This is a genomic window from Aliinostoc maniaoense, assembly GCF_058172895.1.
Window position 1 is genome coordinate 5,270,676 of record NZ_CP187952.1, and the last position, 18,635, is coordinate 5,289,310.

Annotated in this window: 20 protein-coding genes and 3 pseudogenes; 16 read left to right on the forward strand and 7 right to left on the reverse strand. The window is 40.2% G+C overall.

Translation table 11 applies throughout. The features are described 5' to 3' along the window. Positions 1-95: 95 nt before the first annotated feature. Positions 96-755: a HEAT repeat domain-containing protein gene (locus ACPZ3T_RS22915; RefSeq protein ID WP_490271758.1), complete on the reverse strand. Its 660-nt coding sequence runs from the start codon at positions 753-755 to the stop codon at positions 96-98. An 83-nt stretch (positions 756-838) separates the two neighbouring features. Further along, positions 839-1,072, reverse strand: coding sequence for a hypothetical protein (locus ACPZ3T_RS22920; protein WP_490271759.1), 234 nt, complete (start codon positions 1,070-1,072; stop codon positions 839-841). 6 nt (positions 1,073-1,078) lie between these two features. Here ACPZ3T_RS22920 and ACPZ3T_RS22925 point away from each other — a divergent pair, with 6 nt between their 5' ends. After that, positions 1,079-1,660: a phycobilisome protein gene (locus tag ACPZ3T_RS22925; RefSeq protein ID WP_490271760.1), complete on the forward strand. Its 582-nt coding sequence runs from the start codon at positions 1,079-1,081 to the stop codon at positions 1,658-1,660. A gap of 21 nt (positions 1,661-1,681) precedes the next feature. Here the strand turns inward: ACPZ3T_RS22925 and ACPZ3T_RS22930 are convergent, their stop codons facing one another. Then, the gene (locus ACPZ3T_RS22930) at positions 1,682-2,179 is read right to left on the reverse strand and encodes a YcxB family protein (protein WP_490271761.1); all 498 of its coding nucleotides are present in this window, start codon (positions 2,177-2,179) and stop codon (positions 1,682-1,684) included. Positions 2,180-2,529: 350 nt separating this feature from the next. Here ACPZ3T_RS22930 and ACPZ3T_RS22935 point away from each other — a divergent pair. After that, positions 2,530-3,078: pseudogene (locus tag ACPZ3T_RS22935) on the forward strand (CHAT domain-containing protein); the annotation flags it as partial. Positions 3,079-3,141: 63 nt separating this feature from the next. Here the strand turns inward: ACPZ3T_RS22935 and ACPZ3T_RS22940 are convergent. Then, positions 3,142-3,519: pseudogene (locus tag ACPZ3T_RS22940) on the reverse strand (DUF2243 domain-containing protein); the annotation flags it as partial. Between the two features lie 137 nt (positions 3,520-3,656). On the opposite strand from ACPZ3T_RS22940, the gene ACPZ3T_RS22945 reads away from it, so the two are divergent. Continuing rightward, positions 3,657-3,953: a hypothetical protein gene (locus ACPZ3T_RS22945; RefSeq protein WP_490271762.1), complete on the forward strand. Its 297-nt coding sequence runs from the start codon at positions 3,657-3,659 to the stop codon at positions 3,951-3,953. 316 nt (positions 3,954-4,269) lie between these two features. On the opposite strand, the gene ACPZ3T_RS22950 is transcribed toward ACPZ3T_RS22945, so the two are convergent. Next, positions 4,270-5,064, reverse strand: a complete 795-nt coding sequence (locus ACPZ3T_RS22950) for an IS5 family transposase (RefSeq protein ID WP_490271763.1) — start codon at positions 5,062-5,064, stop codon at positions 4,270-4,272. A 966-nt stretch (positions 5,065-6,030) separates the two neighbouring features. On the opposite strand from ACPZ3T_RS22950, the gene ACPZ3T_RS22955 reads away from it, so the two are divergent. From ACPZ3T_RS22955 to ACPZ3T_RS23010, 12 genes and pseudogenes are all read left to right on the forward strand, one after another. Continuing rightward, positions 6,031-8,502: an ATP-dependent Clp protease ATP-binding subunit gene (locus ACPZ3T_RS22955; protein ID WP_041555480.1), complete on the forward strand. Its 2,472-nt coding sequence runs from the start codon at positions 6,031-6,033 to the stop codon at positions 8,500-8,502. Positions 8,503-8,623: 121 nt separating this feature from the next. Then, positions 8,624-9,028, forward strand: coding sequence for a DUF1308 domain-containing protein (locus tag ACPZ3T_RS22960; protein WP_490271764.1), 405 nt, complete (start codon positions 8,624-8,626; stop codon positions 9,026-9,028). Between the two features lie 2 nt (positions 9,029-9,030). Continuing rightward, the gene (locus tag ACPZ3T_RS22965) at positions 9,031-9,330 is read left to right on the forward strand and encodes a DUF3349 domain-containing protein (RefSeq protein WP_490271765.1); all 300 of its coding nucleotides are present in this window, start codon (positions 9,031-9,033) and stop codon (positions 9,328-9,330) included. 263 nt (positions 9,331-9,593) lie between these two features. Next, positions 9,594-12,542 carry a UvrD-helicase domain-containing protein gene (locus ACPZ3T_RS22970; protein ID WP_490271766.1) on the forward strand — a complete coding sequence of 983 codons (2,949 nt, stop codon included), beginning with the start codon at positions 9,594-9,596 and terminating at the stop codon, positions 12,540-12,542. A 131-nt stretch (positions 12,543-12,673) separates the two neighbouring features. After that, positions 12,674-12,892: a hypothetical protein gene (locus ACPZ3T_RS22975; protein ID WP_490271767.1), complete on the forward strand. Its 219-nt coding sequence runs from the start codon at positions 12,674-12,676 to the stop codon at positions 12,890-12,892. A gap of 102 nt (positions 12,893-12,994) precedes the next feature. Next, the gene (locus ACPZ3T_RS22980; RefSeq protein ID WP_015136493.1) at positions 12,995-13,189 is read left to right on the forward strand and encodes a DUF6888 family protein; all 195 of its coding nucleotides are present in this window, start codon (positions 12,995-12,997) and stop codon (positions 13,187-13,189) included. Further along, positions 13,186-13,740, forward strand: coding sequence for a DUF6887 family protein (locus ACPZ3T_RS22985; RefSeq protein ID WP_490271768.1), 555 nt, complete (start codon positions 13,186-13,188; stop codon positions 13,738-13,740). Before ACPZ3T_RS22980 ends, ACPZ3T_RS22985 begins: the two co-directional genes overlap by 4 nt. Positions 13,741-14,088: 348 nt before the next feature. Beyond that, entirely contained in the window at positions 14,089-14,325 is a 237-nt protein-coding gene (locus tag ACPZ3T_RS22990) for a hypothetical protein (protein ID WP_490271769.1), read from the forward strand. Beyond that, positions 14,315-14,740 carry a type II toxin-antitoxin system VapC family toxin gene (locus ACPZ3T_RS22995; protein WP_490271770.1) on the forward strand — a complete coding sequence of 142 codons (426 nt, stop codon included), beginning with the start codon at positions 14,315-14,317 and terminating at the stop codon, positions 14,738-14,740. Before ACPZ3T_RS22990 ends, ACPZ3T_RS22995 begins: the two co-directional genes overlap by 11 nt. 53 nt (positions 14,741-14,793) lie before the next feature. Then, positions 14,794-14,889, forward strand: a pseudogene (locus ACPZ3T_RS23000) (IS982 family transposase); the annotation flags it as partial. Between the two features lie 311 nt (positions 14,890-15,200). Beyond that, on the forward strand, positions 15,201-16,076 hold the full coding sequence (locus ACPZ3T_RS23005; protein ID WP_490271771.1) for an RICIN domain-containing protein: 876 nt from the start codon (positions 15,201-15,203) through the stop codon (positions 16,074-16,076). A gap of 195 nt (positions 16,077-16,271) precedes the next feature. Beyond that, the gene (locus ACPZ3T_RS23010; protein ID WP_490271772.1) at positions 16,272-17,231 is read left to right on the forward strand and encodes an RICIN domain-containing protein; all 960 of its coding nucleotides are present in this window, start codon (positions 16,272-16,274) and stop codon (positions 17,229-17,231) included. A 133-nt stretch (positions 17,232-17,364) separates the two neighbouring features. Here the strand turns inward: ACPZ3T_RS23010 and ACPZ3T_RS23015 are convergent, their stop codons facing one another. Next, a complete protein-coding gene (locus ACPZ3T_RS23015; RefSeq protein ID WP_490277339.1) occupies positions 17,365-17,652 on the reverse strand; it encodes a zinc ribbon domain-containing protein in 288 nt (95 codons plus the stop codon). Positions 17,653-17,995: 343 nt separating this feature from the next. Between ACPZ3T_RS23015 and ACPZ3T_RS23020 the strand changes: the two genes are divergently transcribed. Then, the gene (locus ACPZ3T_RS23020) at positions 17,996-18,151 is read left to right on the forward strand and encodes a hypothetical protein (protein WP_490271773.1); all 156 of its coding nucleotides are present in this window, start codon (positions 17,996-17,998) and stop codon (positions 18,149-18,151) included. 67 nt (positions 18,152-18,218) lie between these two features. Here ACPZ3T_RS23020 and ACPZ3T_RS23025 read toward each other — a convergent pair whose 3' ends face one another. Beyond that, entirely contained in the window at positions 18,219-18,479 is a 261-nt protein-coding gene (locus ACPZ3T_RS23025; RefSeq protein ID WP_490271774.1) for a DUF7219 family protein, read from the reverse strand. Positions 18,480-18,635: the final 156 nt, after the last annotated feature.

Here is an 18,635-nt window from a genome sequence, read left to right on the forward strand (position 1 = left end):
CATTTATGTCGAATTGCTGTAAAAGCAGATGGATAAATTATAATTGGTACTCACGGATTCCGGCATGGCTAGAAGGAGTATTTTTGCTACTAGACTTAAGGAATTAAATCTTCCATTGCTGCCCCGACTACACGGTAATCACTATCCTGTCTGAGTTGTGCTAGGGCTTCCTTTGCGGCGGGAACATCAAAATGTTTGAGGGCATAGGCAACCCGTACCCGGATATATTCCGAATGAGAATTTTTCAAAATCAGGAGTTGAGATAAAGCAGCAGCAGACTGACGAGAACTTGCTAACCAACCCAGCCCATCAACTGCTGCTTCCTGAACTGCGGCATCTTCCCCTTCTAGTCCCAAAATGCAAACTTCTAAGACTTCTTCAGGGCAGTCCATTTCTACTAAGGCTGGTAAAATGCTGCGACGTACCAGCCAATGATCATCTCGCAAAAATGTCTGCACTAAATGAGCAGCAGAAATCCTACCAAATAAGGATAGGGAGTTACACGCTTCTGCCCGGACATTGGGGGTGTTATCAAACTTGATGATTTGCAGTAAGGCGGCGAAGGATTCCGAGGTTTTTTGCTTCCCTAATTCCCTAGCGACAAATGTTCGCACCAGAAACTCTGGATCTTGGATATGACGGGTAAGTAAAGGAACAGCAACATCGGTAGGATAGTCTTGCAGAGCCGAAATGGCTTTGAGACGGTATTGAAAATCCGAGTTTTGGAGTTCGGTTTCGATTTCGTGGAGTTCCATAGTAGCGAACAGTAGAAGTTTTCTGATAGTTATTAAAAATATAGTCAAATATTCTGAGGTTAGTCAGGGTTACACTGTTGATTCTAAAAATTCAATATCTGCGATCGCTCCAAAACATGGGAAAATATTGTTTGTGTCAGTAAACCTTGCCCTAGTAGTTCACTAACCCAATATTGCCGTGTAGACCTAGCAGGGGTGCAGGGTGCAGGGGGCAGAGGCGAAAAATTTTCTCCCTTGCGCCCTGCTCCCTGCCCCCAAGCCTGCCACCACGCAAAGTTATCTTGGCAGACTACTAACCTATTTTGAATCGGGAGCAAAGCGACGTGACGAAGCCAACCCTCAGCGCAGCCGTTCGAGAATTGATCCAAAAAGCTCGGATTGTCAGTTTTACCTCTTGGCAAAGTACCCATCCACGAGAGGCAATTGAGCGATTCCAAACGGCAGATGATGAGGGACGCTACCTCACCGATGAAGACTTACAACAGATTGAAATGCTGATGCCTGCTAATAAAACATTTATAGCAGTAAGTCAGCAGTTGCGCGATCGCGTCCATGAAATTGTAGACGAAGCGAGAAACCAAGTATTAACTACTTTTCCCAATATTACTCAACCTGGTGGCGGACTCTATCCAGCAGCGAGAGCAGATGCCTGTTGGCGTGATTTCTGGCATTTCCTGCGCTGTATTACCTATGGCATAGCTGGAGAGCGTACAGACTACACCAGTAACGAAGGGTTGCATTATATGCAACTTTTGTATAAAGAATTACAAGTTCCTCTAGATGCAATGGTGGTTGGATTAGAGGGTATTAAAGTTGCTAGTTTAAAACGGGTGGAATCAGAACAGCAAAAAAATCTTGCTCCTTATTTCGATCATTTAATTGAGCACTTAAAACAGTTTCGCTAAAATTATCTAAATAAATTATACTTATTTGTTGGGTAATTTCTCTAGAACTAGTTGTCTGAACTGTTGCCAATCTTCTTCAGATTGAAAAAAATTACGTGGCAGTATAAGTACTTGATTGACGGCTATATATATCAAAATCATATCTAATGCTTCCCGATACTTTAATAGTAGTTCCCAAGGATATCTCGTCTCGCCGTAAGCATTACGCCAAACAACACCAGTTTGATCTACTAATCCAGATATTTCTCCTTTAATCATTTTGTTGCTTTCCCATGCTCGTTTGATTTGGCGTTTTCGCAACCAGGGAAGCAATACTAAGAAATACAACAACATCAATACATCAAAAACTATCCAACTACTGACTATATAACCAGGATAAAATAGCAATTTTACCAGCATAAAACCCAGCCAAAACCAGGGCAACCATTTGAATACCCATCTTGACCAAGCTGGCATACAAAGTTGCTGAAAGCGGTTATATTGCTGCTCAGTCCATGTACCACTAAATTGAATACTCATTACTTAATCGCCTTAATATAATGATTTAAGGACTTTTGTCTACGTATTTTCTCACGATTGGGGTAGGATTGCTATAGCTTCAGCTACTTATGAGAAAAAAGAAAAATTGCATCTTGCGAAATCCCATATGAAAATATTAGCCATATTGGGAGATATAGGAATCCGATTTGATTTCTGAAAAAATCTAAGTATATGTAGGGTGTGTTAGGCGTAAGCCGTAACGCACCAAAGGCCTTTGTGCTAGGTGTTGTACTCTCGCTGCTAACACAACGGCAATATTGCAGGAGGAAAATCCATACTGCAATTTGCCTCCCCTACGTATCTGTTCAAAATTCAAGTAGGAATCCTATAGTACAGGTATTAACATTGAAAAAGATAAAGTTTTACTAGAAAAATTACCTAATGTAGAACTAAAGCTTTTAGTAGAACCACAACGCTCAATACTCAACGACGAACTTTGGATACAACCTTGGGATATCTTATTTTTTGCAGGACACAGTGTGACTAAATCTGATCAGGGAGTTGGTCATTTTCACATCAACCAAACTGATAGTTTAACTATAGCTGATTTAAAAAATGCTTTGACGAAAGCCATTGAACAAGGTTTGCAGTTAGCAATTTTTAACTCCTGCGATGGTTTGGGACTAGCTGCCAATTTAGCAGATTTGCATATTCCTCAAATGATTGTGATGCGCGAACCAGTACCAGACAACGTAGCACAGGCATTTTTGAGAAACTTTCTTACAGAATTTTCTACTGGTAAATCTTTATATCAGTCAGTACGTGAAGCACGCTTGAAACTGCAAGGTTTAGAAAATGAGTATCCTTGTGCCAGTTGGCTACCAGTAATTTACCAAAACCCAGCAGAAATCCCCCTGACATGGCCAGAACTCAGATAAAAATACTCTTGTTAATAACGGTGTCAGGGTATAAAAGTTTTAAAGTAAAAAATCAGTATTTATTTAATTTTGTCTGATTGTTGCTGCGCTCTTTTGTAACATTATCCACCCAAGAACAACTAACAGCGCACCCAAGAGCAAAAACCCTAAATCCCAAGCTAATTGATGAGAACCTGGTTTGACATGATGGATACCCAAAATTTGATGGTCAATTAATCCTTCGACCAAATTAAATAACCCAACACCTATAAGTAAAGAACCACCGAACGTATTTGAAGACCAAGGAACATCCGCACGTCCTCCGGCACGCCACAACAATGCTACACCAACAACCGTCAGTACCCAATCCAAGGCGTGAAATAACCCATCCCAAACCATGTTTAAATCTATATTAGTGTAAGTCGTCAAGGGACGAACATTGCTTAACATATGATGCCACTTTGACTACTCCCCATGCTGAAGCACGGGGATTCTAAACTTTTACAAAAAGCGAGGTTAAAACCGTCGGTTTTTGCGTTTTACAGTTGTTTTCCCAAAGAAAGATCCTTGGCGGGACAGTCAAAAGCCCCCTAACAACCTTGGCTAAATCTAATTTTAGTTTTAGCTGTGTCGATGCTTTAATGAGCATATTCGCACTGGCATTAAGATCGGCTGATACTTTTTTACCAGTTGCAGTGACAAACAAACCACGTTTGACTCGTTTTCCTGAAGATACCCAACGCCAGTCGCTACAATGGGGGGAACCCCCACAACGCGCTGGCTCCCCTTCCGGTTTCTCACAGAATTTAGGTATTGTATCACCATCTAAAAACGAAGATTGGCTAGTAGAGCTTCAGCTCAACCTCATGAAATTTGATCCTGTACAGTTCATATAGTTGTTTAATCCTCTCTTTTAGTCTTGCAGTTGGTATCTGTACGATAGTTTGATTATTTCTTCTACCTAATTCAATACTGTCTTTATGGCGTTGATTCCAGCCAAAAACTACATTACCAATCTTGTTTTCTAAACAATGATTGATGACTATTCTGGCTGCTTTATTTACTGCATCTCGGATTTGACGGTTACGCTTTTCTGTGATGTGTGCAAGTTTTTTGCTCCAAAAACCTTGAGGTTGATTGGTTTTAAGTCTGGCTACTTCTTTGTTGTACCACTGGTTTAAGAGGATGTTTGGAAAGTATGAAACTAATCAATCAAGCAAGTCTTCTCAGCATTAACCGAATCATTGCGACTTGTACAAATGTTTCATGGGTCTGCGGTAAAATTTCGTAGTCTTTACTTAACCGGCGACACCAATTAAACCAACCAAAACTGCGCTCAACAACCCAACGTCTTGGCAGTAGAACAAAGCCTTTGGTATCAGTTGGACGACGTACAACCGCTAAAATCCAATGGTAAGTGTCCATCACCCATTTCATAAATCCCTCACCTTGGTATCCAGCATCAACCCAAATACAAACTAACCGTGTCAGGCGATCGCTGATCCTGTTGTAGGCTTGTGCAAATAATTTCTTTGCTCCAGCTTTATCAGATTCATATGCTGATGTCACTACAACCATTAAGACCAATCCCAGGGTGTCAACCAGCAAATGGCGTTTACGTCCTTTTACTAACTTACCTGAATCAAAACCAACATCCTTTGACACCATTGTTCCATTATCCACAGATTGGCAATCGACTATTGCCGCACTGGGATTAGCTTCTCGGTTTTCCACAACCCGCACCCATTGTTGTAGCTTATGATTCATACCTTCCCATGTACCATCCATTCGCCATTTGCGGAAATAGTAGTAGACCGTTTGCCACTTCGGAAAGTCATGCGGCAACATTCGCCATGCACAACCCGCACAAAGAATATAAAAGATAGCACTAACCACCCCACGTAGATCAACACAACGAGGACGACACCCTAGATTTTCAGGCGGTATCAGATTTGATAACAATTCCCATTGTTCATCTGTCAGGTCTGTTGGATATGATGTAGACATTGCTCTAGTAACCCTGTCGCTTTTTTATCTACTGACAGAATACAGTTACTGGAGTTTTTTTAGACTTTCCAAACATCCTCTAAGGGAACACCAAAAAATTAATTATCCCAAATAATATAGCTTAGTAGGGTGCGTCAGTATGAATAACCTCTTGGTATAGTTAGGTTTTATCGCACTGACGCACCCTACAGTTTGGATACTTTTTTATCTGGAAGTCCCTAATCTTAGAATAATTCAAAGAATGTCAACAATAAGGCTGTAGGTTGAGTTAAGCGCAGCACAACCCAATATTGACCTTGAAAACTCAACATATATATTGGTGTTGGGTTTCCTTACGCCTAGTCTAATTTGTTGGGATGATTGTAATTTTACGCGATTTTGTATCAAAATTATCTGTTATTGTGTAATTATTCTGCATTCTGTAGTAGCAGTGGTGAATGATAGCAATTTTGACCATCAACACCTCCATAGTGTGTGTTGTTGATTAATTTCAACTAATCCGCCCGATAATTAACAATCATTGTTATTGTTGGACGTTGGTAAACACTCAATGACTAATATTCTTGTCATTAATGCCATCTCAAAATTCATGACAAAAATTTAAATTTTGTCCAAATTTAATTATTAAAAATTTTAATCTTATTGCTAACTTTATTTTAAATAATATATAGATTTATCAAAAAAATTGACTAATACTAAAGATATATGCTAATAATAAATATTTGTGACTGCCTAATAAAATCTTTAAATCATGTAGCGTGCTGTAGATAGTCACAGCCTAGAAATGCTGATAAACTCCAACTCCTCAGTACAGCACCGAGATCAACATCAATAAAAAAATAAGATTTATCCCGTTGACTGTGGGTGATAGTTCCTGGATGATTATGATCTTTATACAGGCATCCAGCCGATTTGCCTGTGCTAAAATCAGCGTACCGGCACGACGCAGGTGATGGGAAAAATGCCATGTTTGAACGCTTCACAGAAAAAGCCATTAAGGTAATCATGCTGGCCCAAGAAGAGGCCCGCCGTTTAGGTCACAACTTCGTTGGAACTGAACAGATCCTCCTGGGTCTGATTGGGGAAGGCACGGGAGTTGCGGCCAAGGTGCTGAAATCGATGGGTGTCAATCTCAAAGATGCCCGTATTGAAGTAGAAAAAATCATAGGCCGGGGTTCGGGCTTTGTGGCCGTGGAAATTCCGTTTACGCCACGGGCAAAGCGGGTCTTAGAACTCTCCCTAGAGGAAGCGCGCCAATTAGGGCATAACTACATTGGCACCGAGCATCTGCTGTTGGGCCTGATCCGGGAAGGGGAAGGTGTGGCAGCCAGGGTGCTAGAAAACCTGGGGGTGGATCTATCTAAGGTCAGAACTCAAGTCATTCGGATGTTGGGAGAAACCGCCGAGGTTTCAGCGACCGGTTCATCTGGGCGCACTAAAACACCAACTTTGGATGAATTTGGCTCGAACCTGACCCAAATGGCCACGGATAACAAGCTTGATCCTGTGGTGGGACGCGCCAAGGAAATTGAGCGGGTAATCCAAATATTGGGTCGCCGGACAAAAAATAATCCAGTATTAATTGGTGAACCTGGGGTTGGTAAAACCGCGATCGCCGAAGGTCTAGCATCACGCATCGCTAATAAAGATGTCCCCGACATCCTAGAAGATAAGCGTGTTGTCACCTTAGATATCGGTTTGCTGGTTGCGGGTACGAAATACCGGGGTGAATTTGAAGAACGCTTGAAGAAAATCATGGATGAGATTCGTCAAGCGGGTAATGTAATTCTGGTAATAGACGAAGTACACACCCTCATTGGTGCTGGTGCAGCCGAAGGGGCGATTGATGCAGCAAATATCCTCAAGCCAGCTTTGGCGAGAGGTGAATTACAGTGCATCGGCGCGACAACCCTCGATGAGTACCGTAAGCACATTGAACGGGATGCTGCGTTAGAACGCCGCTTCCAACCAGTAATGGTAGGTGAGCCTTCCGTCGATGAAACAATAGAAATTTTATATGGTTTGCGCGATCGCTACGAGCAACACCACAAACTGAAAATCTCCGATGAAGCTTTAGTGGCGGCGGCGAAATTATCTGATCGTTATATTAGCGATCGCTATCTGCCAGACAAAGCCATCGACTTGATTGACGAAGCTGGTTCTCGTGTGCGGTTAATTAACTCTCAACTACCCCCCGCAGCCAAAGAGTTAGATAAAGAACTGCGCCAAATCTTAAAAGAAAAAGATGATGCTGTCCGTTCCCAAGACTTTGACAGAGCCGGGGAACTGCGCGATCGGGAAATGGAAATCAAAGCCGAAATCCGCGCGATCGCTCAAAGCAAAGCTAACGGTGCAAGCGGTGACGGTGTAGAACCTGTAGTTACAGAAGAAGACATCGCCCACATCGTTGCTTCCTGGACAGGCGTACCGGTGAACAAACTCACCGAATCCGAATCTGAGAAACTGCTGCACATGGAAGACACCTTGCATCAGCGACTCATTGGTCAAGAAGATGCAGTTAAAGCTGTTTCCCGCGCTATTCGCCGCGCGCGTGTCGGTTTGAAGAATCCTAATCGACCCATTGCTAGCTTTATCTTCTCCGGGCCGACTGGTGTAGGTAAAACCGAGTTGGCGAAATCCTTGGCTTCCTACTTCTTCGGTTCAGAAGAAGCAATGATCCGCTTGGATATGTCCGAGTACATGGAACGCCACACCGTCAGCAAATTGATCGGTTCACCTCCAGGTTACGTTGGTTATAACGAAGGTGGACAATTAACCGAAGCTGTACGCCGTCGTCCTTACACTGTGGTGCTGTTCGACGAAATCGAAAAAGCCCACCCCGATGTCTTCAATATGCTGCTGCAAATTTTAGAAGACGGTCGGTTAACAGATGCGAAAGGACGCACCGTTGACTTCAAGAACACCTTGCTGATTTTGACCTCCAACATCGGTTCTAAGGTAATTGAAAAAGGTGGTGGCGGTATCGGCTTCGAGTTTGGCGAAGATCAAAGCGAATCTCAATACAACCGGATTAAGAACTTGGTCAACGAAGAACTCAAACAATACTTCCGTCCTGAGTTCCTCAACCGTCTAGATGAGATTATCGTCTTCCGTCAGTTGAGCAAGCTTGAAGTTACCGAAATTGCGGACATCATGCTCAAGGAAGTATTTGGTCGCTTGACCGAAAAAGGTATAACCTTAGAAGTTAGCGATCGCTTCAAAGACCGCCTCATCCAAGAAGGTTACTCTCCCAGCTACGGTGCAAGACCATTACGCCGTGCAATTATGCGCTTGTTAGAAGATAGCTTGGCAGAAGAAATTCTCTCTGGTCGCATCAAAGATGGCGATGTCGCCTTAGTTGATGTCGATGAAAATGGGAATGTCCAAGTTAGTTCTCAACAGCGTCGGGAATTGTTACCCCAAGGCGTTGAGTCTTAGTTAAAGTTTGGGATTTGATTCTCAAATAAAATTAGAAAACGGTAGAGTGTTAATTGCTCTACCGTTTTTGTTTTGTTGTCGGTTATGGCTAGGCTGTTACTATGTTTATAGACAATTCATCATGATTAATCTAGATACTGGAACGGCTGTAGCTTTAATTGCTGAAGCTTCTTCTGTCCGTTATGATTTGCGACAATATATAAATGCTCAAGAAATGGTGATGACTCAAACTGCTTTTGATGAGTTAATTAATATAGTGAAAACTATTGGTGGACTATCAGAACAGACTAGAGCTAGGAGATTTTTACAAAGAGTAACTATTATTCCCGATAACCCATCACCTAGAGCGTTAAACTTACAACCAACAAGAAAGTTAGGAATCAGCGATATCATTATCTTAGGGACAGGTGATCAATTAGGTATTGTGACCACAACAGCAGATGCAAAAGCTGTGAGAGCCGCTTCTGCTCAAGGTGTAGATTTTCTCGTATACATTCATCCACCTTTTCCGTTAACTGGTAATTAATCATGCAAATAACTATTCCACCTCATCTACAAAGTACCTATAAATTAATCAAATGCGCGTTTCCTGATGGTATCGAAGCGGAAAATTATGAACCACTTTTAGCATTACTCAGTGAGGAGATGTCAGATAGAAACTTAGCGGAAGTAGTTGCTTACTACGTTGGTCAAGAATATGGCGTGGTACTCAACGATGTGTATCGAGTACAGTCAATTAATATTCCTAAAGCTGAAGCTATTGATAATTTAAAAAAAGTTTTACTTAATTGTGGTTATCAGGATTGGATAGACGAATTATCCTCATAAATTAATGTGGACTATTCCTGTTTTAGCTGAAGATGGAATTACTGAATCTCTTTTGGATTTACAGTGGTTGATAATTTTGCCTTTATCTGTGAAATTTCCAGCAGGACTCTTGACGTTAGGCTGAAGGTTTTTTAAACATCGCTTCACAAACTTTATCCTTGCATGAGATTGGCTTTGCTGTTAGATCATACTCGGTCTGCGGGAAAAATGATAATAGGCGATTAAGTCGCTGCCAAAAGCTGAGTAAGAGTCAGACACAAAATATGGATAGCTATTCACAAATTAACAATGTTCAAAAGTTTGTAGAGATAATTAGTGATAAAGCAAGCCTCTGGAATCTCTTAATTAAAAGAACAGTAAGCCGCATAGAAGAAGAAGTTAAATATACAGACCCAAAATACAATATATCAGGAGTCAAGTATTATACTCAAGGAAAAGTTATTAATGTGGATAATATACACACATCTGAAGTATTAGTTCTGATAAAATACAAAGATGGATTAACATTTAGATATAAAAAAGAGCAATTTCTGAGAAAATTTAATAAAATATTTCCATCTATTTCTCAGGAAGAAATTATTTTATTCTTAAAACAAGAGCAAGAATCAAACAGATTGGAAGCTGAGATACAGGAAGCTAAAAGGCGAAATGAAGAAAAACAAGCTTTACTGGAACAGTTAAAATACCAGTTTGAGAAAGATTTTCTCAATACTGATAATTTCTACCATAGTGAATGTACTAGATACATTTCTTTTAATCAATACCAAGTAGAAAAATCAAATTATGTGCAATCATGGGTCAGAACCACTTTCAATACCTCTAATTTGCCAGACCTTGAGCAAGCAGCCGCAATCGCTACAGTTGAAGGTCATGTGCAAGTAGTCGCGCGTGCTGGTAGTGGTAAAACATCCACATTAGTTAACAGAGCTTTATTTTTACAAAAACATTGCGGTGTTGCACCTCATGAGATGTTACTGCTAGCTTTCAACCGCAAAGCCGCAGAGGAAATAAAAGAACGCCTCACTTTAGAATTACAAGAATCTATCCCTCATGTAATGACTTTTCACGCACTAGCTTATGCTTTAGTTCATCCAGAAAACAGTATTCTATTTGATGAACCAGATGGTCAACAAACTAAAAGCCGCACTCTACAGAAAGTCATTGATATATATTTGAAAAACCCGGCATTTTATGAAAATATACGTGTTTTAATGCTGATGCAATTTCGTCAAGATTGGGAGCGTATAACTTCAGGTGGTTATGATAGAAATCCAGAAGAAATGTTGCATTACCGTCGCTCACTACCAAGAGAGGGAATTGACGGAACTTATGTAAAATCTTATGGTGAAAAAATTATTGCTGATTTTTTGTTTGAACATAACATCAGCTATAAATATGAGCGTAATTTTTGGTGGGGAGGCATAAATTATCGTCCTGATTTTACAATTGGAGATGATAAAGGAGTAGTAATAGAGTATTTTGGTCTTGAAGGCGACCCTGACTATGATGCCATGTCAGAGGAAAAGCGCAAGTATTGGCACACTAAAGCTAACTGGAATTTACTTGAATTAACACCAAAAATCATTAAAGATGAAGGTGTAGAATATTTTCTTGATGTACTCAAGAAAAAACTAGAAAGTTTTGGAATTAAGTGCGAGCGATTGAGCGAAGAAGAAATCTGGAAACGCATTAAAACCCGTGCAATAGATCGCTTCACTAAAGTAGTAGTAGGATTTACCCAACGCTGCCGAAAGCTGTCTCTGACTCCAGAAAAATTAGCTGAAATTATCAATAGCCATTACTGCACTAGTGAAGGTGAGGAGAGATTCTTAGAACTAGCATATAAGTTTTATCAGTCTTATCTAGAATATCTTGAATCAACAGGCGAAGATGATTTTGATGGGTTAATGCAAAAAGCTGCGGCAATTGTCAAATCAGGACAAACCATATTTTGCCGTAAATCTGGTTCGGGTGATTTGAAACATCTTCGATATGTATTTATTGATGAGTATCAAGATTTTTCAGAACTTTTCTACAATTTGATAGCAGCAGTTAGAGAACACAATCCTCAAGCTAGTTTTTTCTGTGTGGGTGATGACTGGCAAGCCATTAATGGATTTGCTGGTTCTGATCTTCACTTCTATCAAAACTTTGCTAATTTTTTCCAACCTTCGCAAAAACTCTATATATCAACTAACTACCGTTCAACAACCTCAATTGTCAATATAGGCAATAAGTTAATGCAGGGATTTGGTAATCCTGCTAGTGCTAACCAAAAACAATCAGGCAAGGTCGAAATTGTTGATTTAGAAAAATTTAAACCAACTCACAATGAACTGGAAGACCATCCAGGCGATAGCCTAACACCAGCCATATTACGTATAGTTGACAAAGTTATTAAGAATGGGCAAGAGGTCGTCTTAATCTGCCGTAAAAATAGTATACCGTGGGATATAAATTACAGAAACAAACGCAGAATCTCAAAAAATAGCACACTTAAACGTTTCTTAAAACTTGTGCATTCTTACCTTCCTGAAGACTCAAGAAACAAAGTAACTATTTCGACGGCTCACAAATATAAGGGACTGGAAAAAGATGTAGTTATAATTCTTGATGCTGTACCTCGTTGTTACCCGTTGATACATCCTGATTTGATGTTCACTCGTGTTTTTGGTGATAGTATCGAACGAGTAATTGATGAGGAACGCCGTCTTTTTTATGTAGCATTAACTCGTGCAGTGGATCATTTGTTTATTATTACTGAAACAAACAATTTTTCACCATTCATTGAGGAATTAACTATTAGAACAAAACTTTCTTTAGTAAATTGGTCAGAATATCCGCCACTTGTAGGAACAATCAAGCGTATTACTGTAAAAGTGGGTAATCAAGCTAAAAAAGGCGGAAATGGAACTTTCTCTATCAAACATTTGCTCTACCGTGAAGGCTATGGATGGAAACAAGAGGAAATGGTTTGGTGTCGTACTTATCCTATTGAGGAGTTTTCAGTACAGCACTATTTTGATAGTGCAAATTGGATTTCTCACGCCTCTGGAATTGAAGTTACGTTTTATGACGACTTAGAGAATAAGTTAGCGATTTATCATGCTGATAGGGGACTATGTAATCCTGTCTTTGATAATCTGCCTAAATTAGAAAATGCAGCGATAAATATCACTGATAATGCTAATAGTGATGATGTCAAATTTTAGTTTTATTACTTTTAGTGCAAGTTGTGCGTTAGCGTCGCTGACTGTAGGTATTGCTGTTAGTGGGGTAGTGCGATCACACGCAACATTTTGATAAGCTACGATCAACACAAGTCGGCAATTACTGTTAATTTATGGAAACATCAAAATTTACTACTCAGAGAGATAACACACAACTAGAAACAATAGACATCGCTGTAAAACCTCAAAGCATAAACCGACGCGAGTTTATGAAATTGTTATTAGAAGAAAGGCGGCGCATACTAGCAGAACAAGCCGAGCAAATGTTACTACATTACCAACAAGATAAAGAGTGGCAAGAATTAGAGACAGGAAACTTGCTTGACTACTAGCTCTCCTACTTTCTAGACGGCGCGATATTACGAAATAGGTAATTGACACTTAAAGTCACTCAAGTATTTTTATACTCAATAATAATATCCTGCCCAAAGGACATGAAGCCTACAAACGAACAAACCCAGGGACTCTACAGACTGTGTTATCGACTAACAAATGTCATTTATCCTGGATGGCAATGCAAAAGCATCGAACTTGTTAGAGTAGATGAACGTACTGGCAATTTATATGTACTTGCGGCTGGAGAAGATATGGACTTCGAGATTAAACCAACCGGAGGCTTTGAACCATGACAACAACTAAGTACCAAGCAATGAGCTTGAATGAATTACGCCGCTATGTTCTTACCCATCGAGAAGATATTACAGCTTTTCATGTGTATATTGATCGTTCAAAGTCTGAAGGAAGAATGATCAGTTTAGATATAAATGATGATAATTGGGAAGACAAAGTTAAAAAGGCAATCAAAGATAGTTCAACTGCTATTCGTTGGTACTGTGATAAAACAGTAGAAAATAGTGTTGAAGTTAAAACAATTAGTCAATGGTGGAGTCAGCTAAATAACAAAAGTGCTACACTCTATCACATTACGGGAATGGAAATTGATAAGGAAACTGGTATTTGGGAAGCAATTCAACTTACCCCACCAATGCAATTAAAAATTGTTGAACCACGTTTAGAAATTGGACAATTCACTACATTAGTTCAATATAAAGACCAAGATGGATTTCCCAATCAAATAGAGGCAGTTGCTATTGATTTAGATATTGAAAAGCAAAATTTATTTATTTGGCCGAATACATCAGCAGAAGTCTTTATTTTTTCTCAAGAGACAACCTTATGATATGACACAAAAAATTTATGAAGTAGGTAAATCAGTTTTGAGTAGATGATGTGTGTTAGTTAACTGTAGGTATCGCTGTTAGTCGAGTAGTGCGATCGCACAAAAAATTTTGATCAGCTACGATCAACACAAGCCAGCAATTACCATTAATTTAAAGACTTAAGTTTTTCTTTATATTTACACAAATACTTGATTTATCTTACCTATGAGTCACTGAATCTTCAGCGATCGCCCTTCAGCCTCCTCTATTTGCTCCCATTTGCCAAGATCAGCGCATAGTATATAGGTCATACCAATGGAAAATCAGCAAATCCAGGTAGAACCAGCTATACAAGAAAATGGCAGCATATGGGAGAAAAGTTTATTCCAGCCGTGTTTGATGGCCAAGCATTTTATCCTCAAGACACGATCGCTTTACCAGTTAATACCCGTGTTCGCCTCAGCATAGAAATATTACCATCTCATGGTGAAGGCAACGTCTCTTTTTTAGCCACAGCGCGATCGCTCCAACTCCATAGTCCACCAGATTTGTCTGCTAACATTGACAAGTATTTGTACGGTCGGGAAATTCTGCATGAAACCTGAAGTGTTTCTTGATACATCCTTCGCCATTGCCTTAGCCGCACCGCAGGATCATTTACATTCGCGCGCTGTACACTTAGCCAAATTGTTGGACGAGGCAGGTACACGTTTAATTACAACCCAAACAGTTATGCTAGAAATTGGCAATATTTTATGCCAAAAACCTTATCGTCACCAGGCGATCGTGCTGTTAAATGCTCTAGCATCTGATCCCAAAGTGGAAATTGTCCCTTTATCTCATGAATTATACGCAAGAGCTTTTGAATTATACTCAGAAAGCTCCGATCAAGAGTGGGGATTTATTGATTGCGTATCTTTTATTGTTATGCAATTCTGTGGTATTACTGAAGCCTTGACTGCCAATGAGCATTTTCAACAGGTAGGATTCCGTGCCTTACTCCGAGAAAGTCTCCCTTAACCACTATCGGGTAGGGTGTGGGGTGTAGGGGAAGGATTAGCCGCCCAACGCGAGCGCGTCTCAATCGCAAAATTTTAGCTCATAATGTCTGTTTTTGGCTTAATCGCCACAATTGTGACCCACTTCAGTTCGAGGATATTGTTACAGAAATTAAGTCGCACATGACGTTACTTAACTGTCTGAAATATTTTACTAACTGTCTTAACTGTCCTTGCATTCCCCTGAAAATTCTGAAATATTAAAACCATGAAGTCGCTTTTCGATAACCTTCAAGCGGCTTCCACTAAAGTATTTGTCACGTTGGACACTTTAAGCTAGCTGCTAGATGTGCTGCTGCAATAGTATCCAGCCCAAGTCTAATGTCTTGAGGCGATCGCTATTGTGCGCCCGTTGTCTTTTGCGTTGACAAAAACTCGCATTTATTTATTTTCAAAATCCACTAGTTTTAAGAGTTTCAATCATGGTAACTACACCCCTACCAACTCAGACCTCAACCAATGGCACACAATTAACATCTGTCTATACAGTTGCCAAGTTTGCATCGGGAAGAACCGAACCAGGTGCAACCAATTGGAAGAAAGATGGCAATGAAAGTATTGGTATATATATTGATACTAGTGCTGCTGGGTTCACTAAAACACCAGTATACGTTACTTCACTGGGTGGCTTTAATGGTGGTAAGCATTGGGCAACTACTGGAGGTACTTCCATATACAATGCTACAGAAAAAGGCTTCACTGTATATGTCAGGTTTGATAAAGACTACAGCACCACACCCATCACCCCAGAAGAAGCAAATCAAAGGAAATGGCATATCAATTGGTTTGGTATCGAACCTTTCTTAGAGCAAGGCTCAGGGAATGGTACTGAATCACCATCAACCACTACTGAGAAAACACCACTTCCTGCCACAGGAAAATACTACAAACTTGCTAACAAAAATAGCGGTAAATATTTAGATGTGACAGGTGATAGCACTGCTAATGGAGCTAACGTCCAACAGTGGACTAGCAATACAAGTGGAGCGCAACAATGGCTGTTAGAAGATGCTGGAAATGGCTCTTACTACCTTGTCAATAAAACTAGTAGCAAAGTTTTAAATGTATCAGGTGGTGGTAGTGCTGATGGAACCAATGTCATTCAGTGGTCAAAAGGAAATGATGATAACTCTAAATGGAAGTTGGAAGATGCGGGTGATGGCTATTTCTACCTCATTGGCAAACAAAGCGGTAAAGCTTTAGATGTAGCAAGTGCTGGCACTGCTGATGGAGCTAATGTCCAACAATACAGTAAAAATTTCACCAATGCTCAAAAATGGAAATTTGAGCCTGTATAATTCAGTCCTCAACAAAGGGTTACATCATAGTGGGATGATGCGGTGCAATGCTCGCAAAATGGTGAATCCTTCATTTTTGGAAACTCTAAAGATTTGCAACAGGCAAACTCATCCCACAAATAAGACTTTAAGTCTTTTCAAATAGGGTTTTATTTACTTCAGGCACAATAGTGCAGTTTCCTAGCATAACTTCGTATGCAACAGAAGTATGGAAATGTCTGCGCTTACAGAAAGCCTGAAAGCCACGCCCATGTTCAAAATTCAGTAACTTCAGGAATTAAAATCATGGTAACTACACCTCTACCAACTCAAACAACAACCAGCAGTAGCACACAAGTAAGAACTGTGTTGACAGTTGCCAAGTTTGCATCAGGAAAAACTCAACCAGGTGCAACAAATTGGCAAAAAGAAAACGATTATATTTTTGTGGATGTTGACACTAGTGCTGCTGGGTTTGCTCAGACACCGATATATGTAACATCAATTGCTGGCGATCGAGGCCATTACGCAACCACTGGAGCAAGCTCTGTCTATAAATCTACTGCCACAGGCTTTCGTGTTTATATCAGGTGGGAGAAAGACTACAAAACCGAAGCTCTGACACCAGAAGAAGCCAATAAAAATAAATGGCATATCAATTGGATTGGCTTTGAGCCTTTCTCCCAAGAAGGGCAAGAAACCAATGGTCAAACATCTCCTACAACTACTCAGCCCACACCACTTCCTGCGGCAGGAAAATACTACTACCTTGCTAACAAAAATAGCGGTAAATATTTAGATGTGGCAGGTAGTAGTACTGCTGATGCAGCTAACGTCCAACAGTACACTCTCAATAAATCTGGAGCGCAACAATGGCTGTTAGAAGATGCCGGAAATGGCTATTACTACCTTGTCAATAAAACGAGTAACAAAGTTTTAAATGTATCAGGTAGTAGTAGCACTGATGGAACCAATGTCATTCAGTATCAAAAAACAAATAGCGATAACTCTAAATGGAAGTTGGAAGATGCTGGAGATGGCTATTTCTACCTCATTGCCAAACATAGCAGTAAAGCTTTAGATGTAGCAAGTGCTGGCACTGCTGATGGAGCTAATGTCCAACAATACACTAAAAATTCCACCAATGCTCAAAAATGGAGATTTGAGCCTGTATAGTTAAGCCCTTCATCCTGCTTCTTGTACATAACAACTGACCTTCTCTTCGACCGACTCCTTTAAAATAAAATTGGGGGTCGGTTTTGCAATGATTGTTCAAATTGAATCTAAACCATTGACATTCTCCCCACAGCTAAAGCTGGGGGATTCTTTCACTGTGCATCGCTGTCGCTAGCACAGAGCTACACTTAGAATGAGGGCGGAATCTCAAACCAGTGGGGGATGCCATAACCCCGACTACTGGGACATCGAAGCATCCCAGATACTTTCTACGAATATTGATGGAACCAACGCCATCTCTATGAAATTCAAAACCGCATTTACACTTGTAGGTGCGGTTTTTGGGTTTGTGGCGTTGACCGCATGATGGGCAAGTTTGGCTGGTATATTTCTCGCATTGAATTTCAACTTTCATCCCCATTCTTTGAGCTTTGTAGGTCAAGCTTTTTCCTAAACCAACCAATTCCTTTATCCTGCTCCAAGAGACTTGTTGAGCCAATACCAACGTGATAATGCCCCCTGCTTAACCAGAGCGATTGATTATTTTTTTATTTAGAACTCCCTGACATCACCCCGTTTTCTCCAAGAAGGTGGGGTTATCCTAACTTGTATTAAACTATGAATATGTTAAATAACTACATTTTGGTTAAGACAAGATTAACAAAAATACTATTTTTGTTTAAATTAAGTCCACTGTTGCAGATTCATGATTTGTAGGAGTAGTGTTGCAAATTCCCAAAAGTATTCAAGTAGGAAACAAAGTTTTGATTCTACGCCCAGCTTACGTAGCCGGCAAAGTTGGGGTGGTTTATAGCCAGGAGTTACTTTTAGATGGCCAAACAAGCAACCGTTGGCTAGTCAAAGTAGATTCTGACAATATATTGGTGTCACTCAATCCTCAAGATTTTCAAGTTATCTAGCACTGCCAGGAGACTCCCGCCATAACTGACGTTTGGCGGTGAGACAAATGGGAGCAGAGGAGGAGTGTCACTGTGAAATTGGTGGTTCTTGACCAATGCCCAGTTCTTTTTTACTGTGTTTTAACTGTTTCCACAGTGTTTTAATCTGCTGATAAGCTTCCTGGGGGGAAATCTTGCCGGATGTTTCTAAACTGGTAATGTAGCCGACTTTTTGGGTAAATTCTTGCAGATTGGCATTAAATACCAGATTTTCTGGCTTTACTTGCCCGTAGTAGCGTGTATGAGGGTGAAGAAATTTGTTTTTATCTGATTGATTGGAATCTGTCATGGCTTCACCCCCTATGAATCACTATTGACTAAATGATAATCAACTAATTCCAAAACTGGGTGAATTTTTCAACAAGCGATAGGACTCATATTTACTAATGAATTATTTTAATTCTGAGTTTAAGGACTAAAGTCCTCACTACAAACTTATCCTAGT

Coding starts and splice junctions, on each gene's coding strand:
- ACPZ3T_RS22915 (WP_490271758.1), bottom strand. CDS start 755: ATGGAACTCCACGAAATCGAAACCGAACTCCAAAACTCGGATTTTCAA.
- ACPZ3T_RS22930 (WP_490271761.1), bottom strand. CDS start 2,179: ATGAGTATTCAATTTAGTGGTACATGGACTGAGCAGCAATATAACCGC.
- ACPZ3T_RS22950 (WP_490271763.1), bottom strand. CDS start 5,064: ATGTCTACATCATATCCAACAGACCTGACAGATGAACAATGGGAATTG.
- ACPZ3T_RS22955 (WP_041555480.1), top strand. CDS start 6,031: ATGTTTGAACGCTTCACAGAAAAAGCCATTAAGGTAATCATGCTGGCC.
- ACPZ3T_RS22960 (WP_490271764.1), top strand. CDS start 8,624: ATGATTAATCTAGATACTGGAACGGCTGTAGCTTTAATTGCTGAAGCT.
- ACPZ3T_RS22965 (WP_490271765.1), top strand. CDS start 9,031: ATGCAAATAACTATTCCACCTCATCTACAAAGTACCTATAAATTAATC.
- ACPZ3T_RS22970 (WP_490271766.1), top strand. CDS start 9,594: ATGGATAGCTATTCACAAATTAACAATGTTCAAAAGTTTGTAGAGATA.
- ACPZ3T_RS22975 (WP_490271767.1), top strand. CDS start 12,674: ATGGAAACATCAAAATTTACTACTCAGAGAGATAACACACAACTAGAA.
- ACPZ3T_RS22980 (WP_015136493.1), top strand. CDS start 12,995: ATGAAGCCTACAAACGAACAAACCCAGGGACTCTACAGACTGTGTTAT.
- ACPZ3T_RS22985 (WP_490271768.1), top strand. CDS start 13,186: ATGACAACAACTAAGTACCAAGCAATGAGCTTGAATGAATTACGCCGC.
- ACPZ3T_RS22990 (WP_490271769.1), top strand. CDS start 14,089: ATGGGAGAAAAGTTTATTCCAGCCGTGTTTGATGGCCAAGCATTTTAT.
- ACPZ3T_RS22995 (WP_490271770.1), top strand. CDS start 14,315: ATGAAACCTGAAGTGTTTCTTGATACATCCTTCGCCATTGCCTTAGCC.
- ACPZ3T_RS23005 (WP_490271771.1), top strand. CDS start 15,201: ATGGTAACTACACCCCTACCAACTCAGACCTCAACCAATGGCACACAA.
- ACPZ3T_RS23010 (WP_490271772.1), top strand. CDS start 16,272: ATGCAACAGAAGTATGGAAATGTCTGCGCTTACAGAAAGCCTGAAAGC.
- ACPZ3T_RS23015 (WP_490277339.1), bottom strand. CDS start 17,652: ATGGGGATGAAAGTTGAAATTCAATGCGAGAAATATACCAGCCAAACT.
- ACPZ3T_RS23025 (WP_490271774.1), bottom strand. CDS start 18,479: ATGACAGATTCCAATCAATCAGATAAAAACAAATTTCTTCACCCTCAT.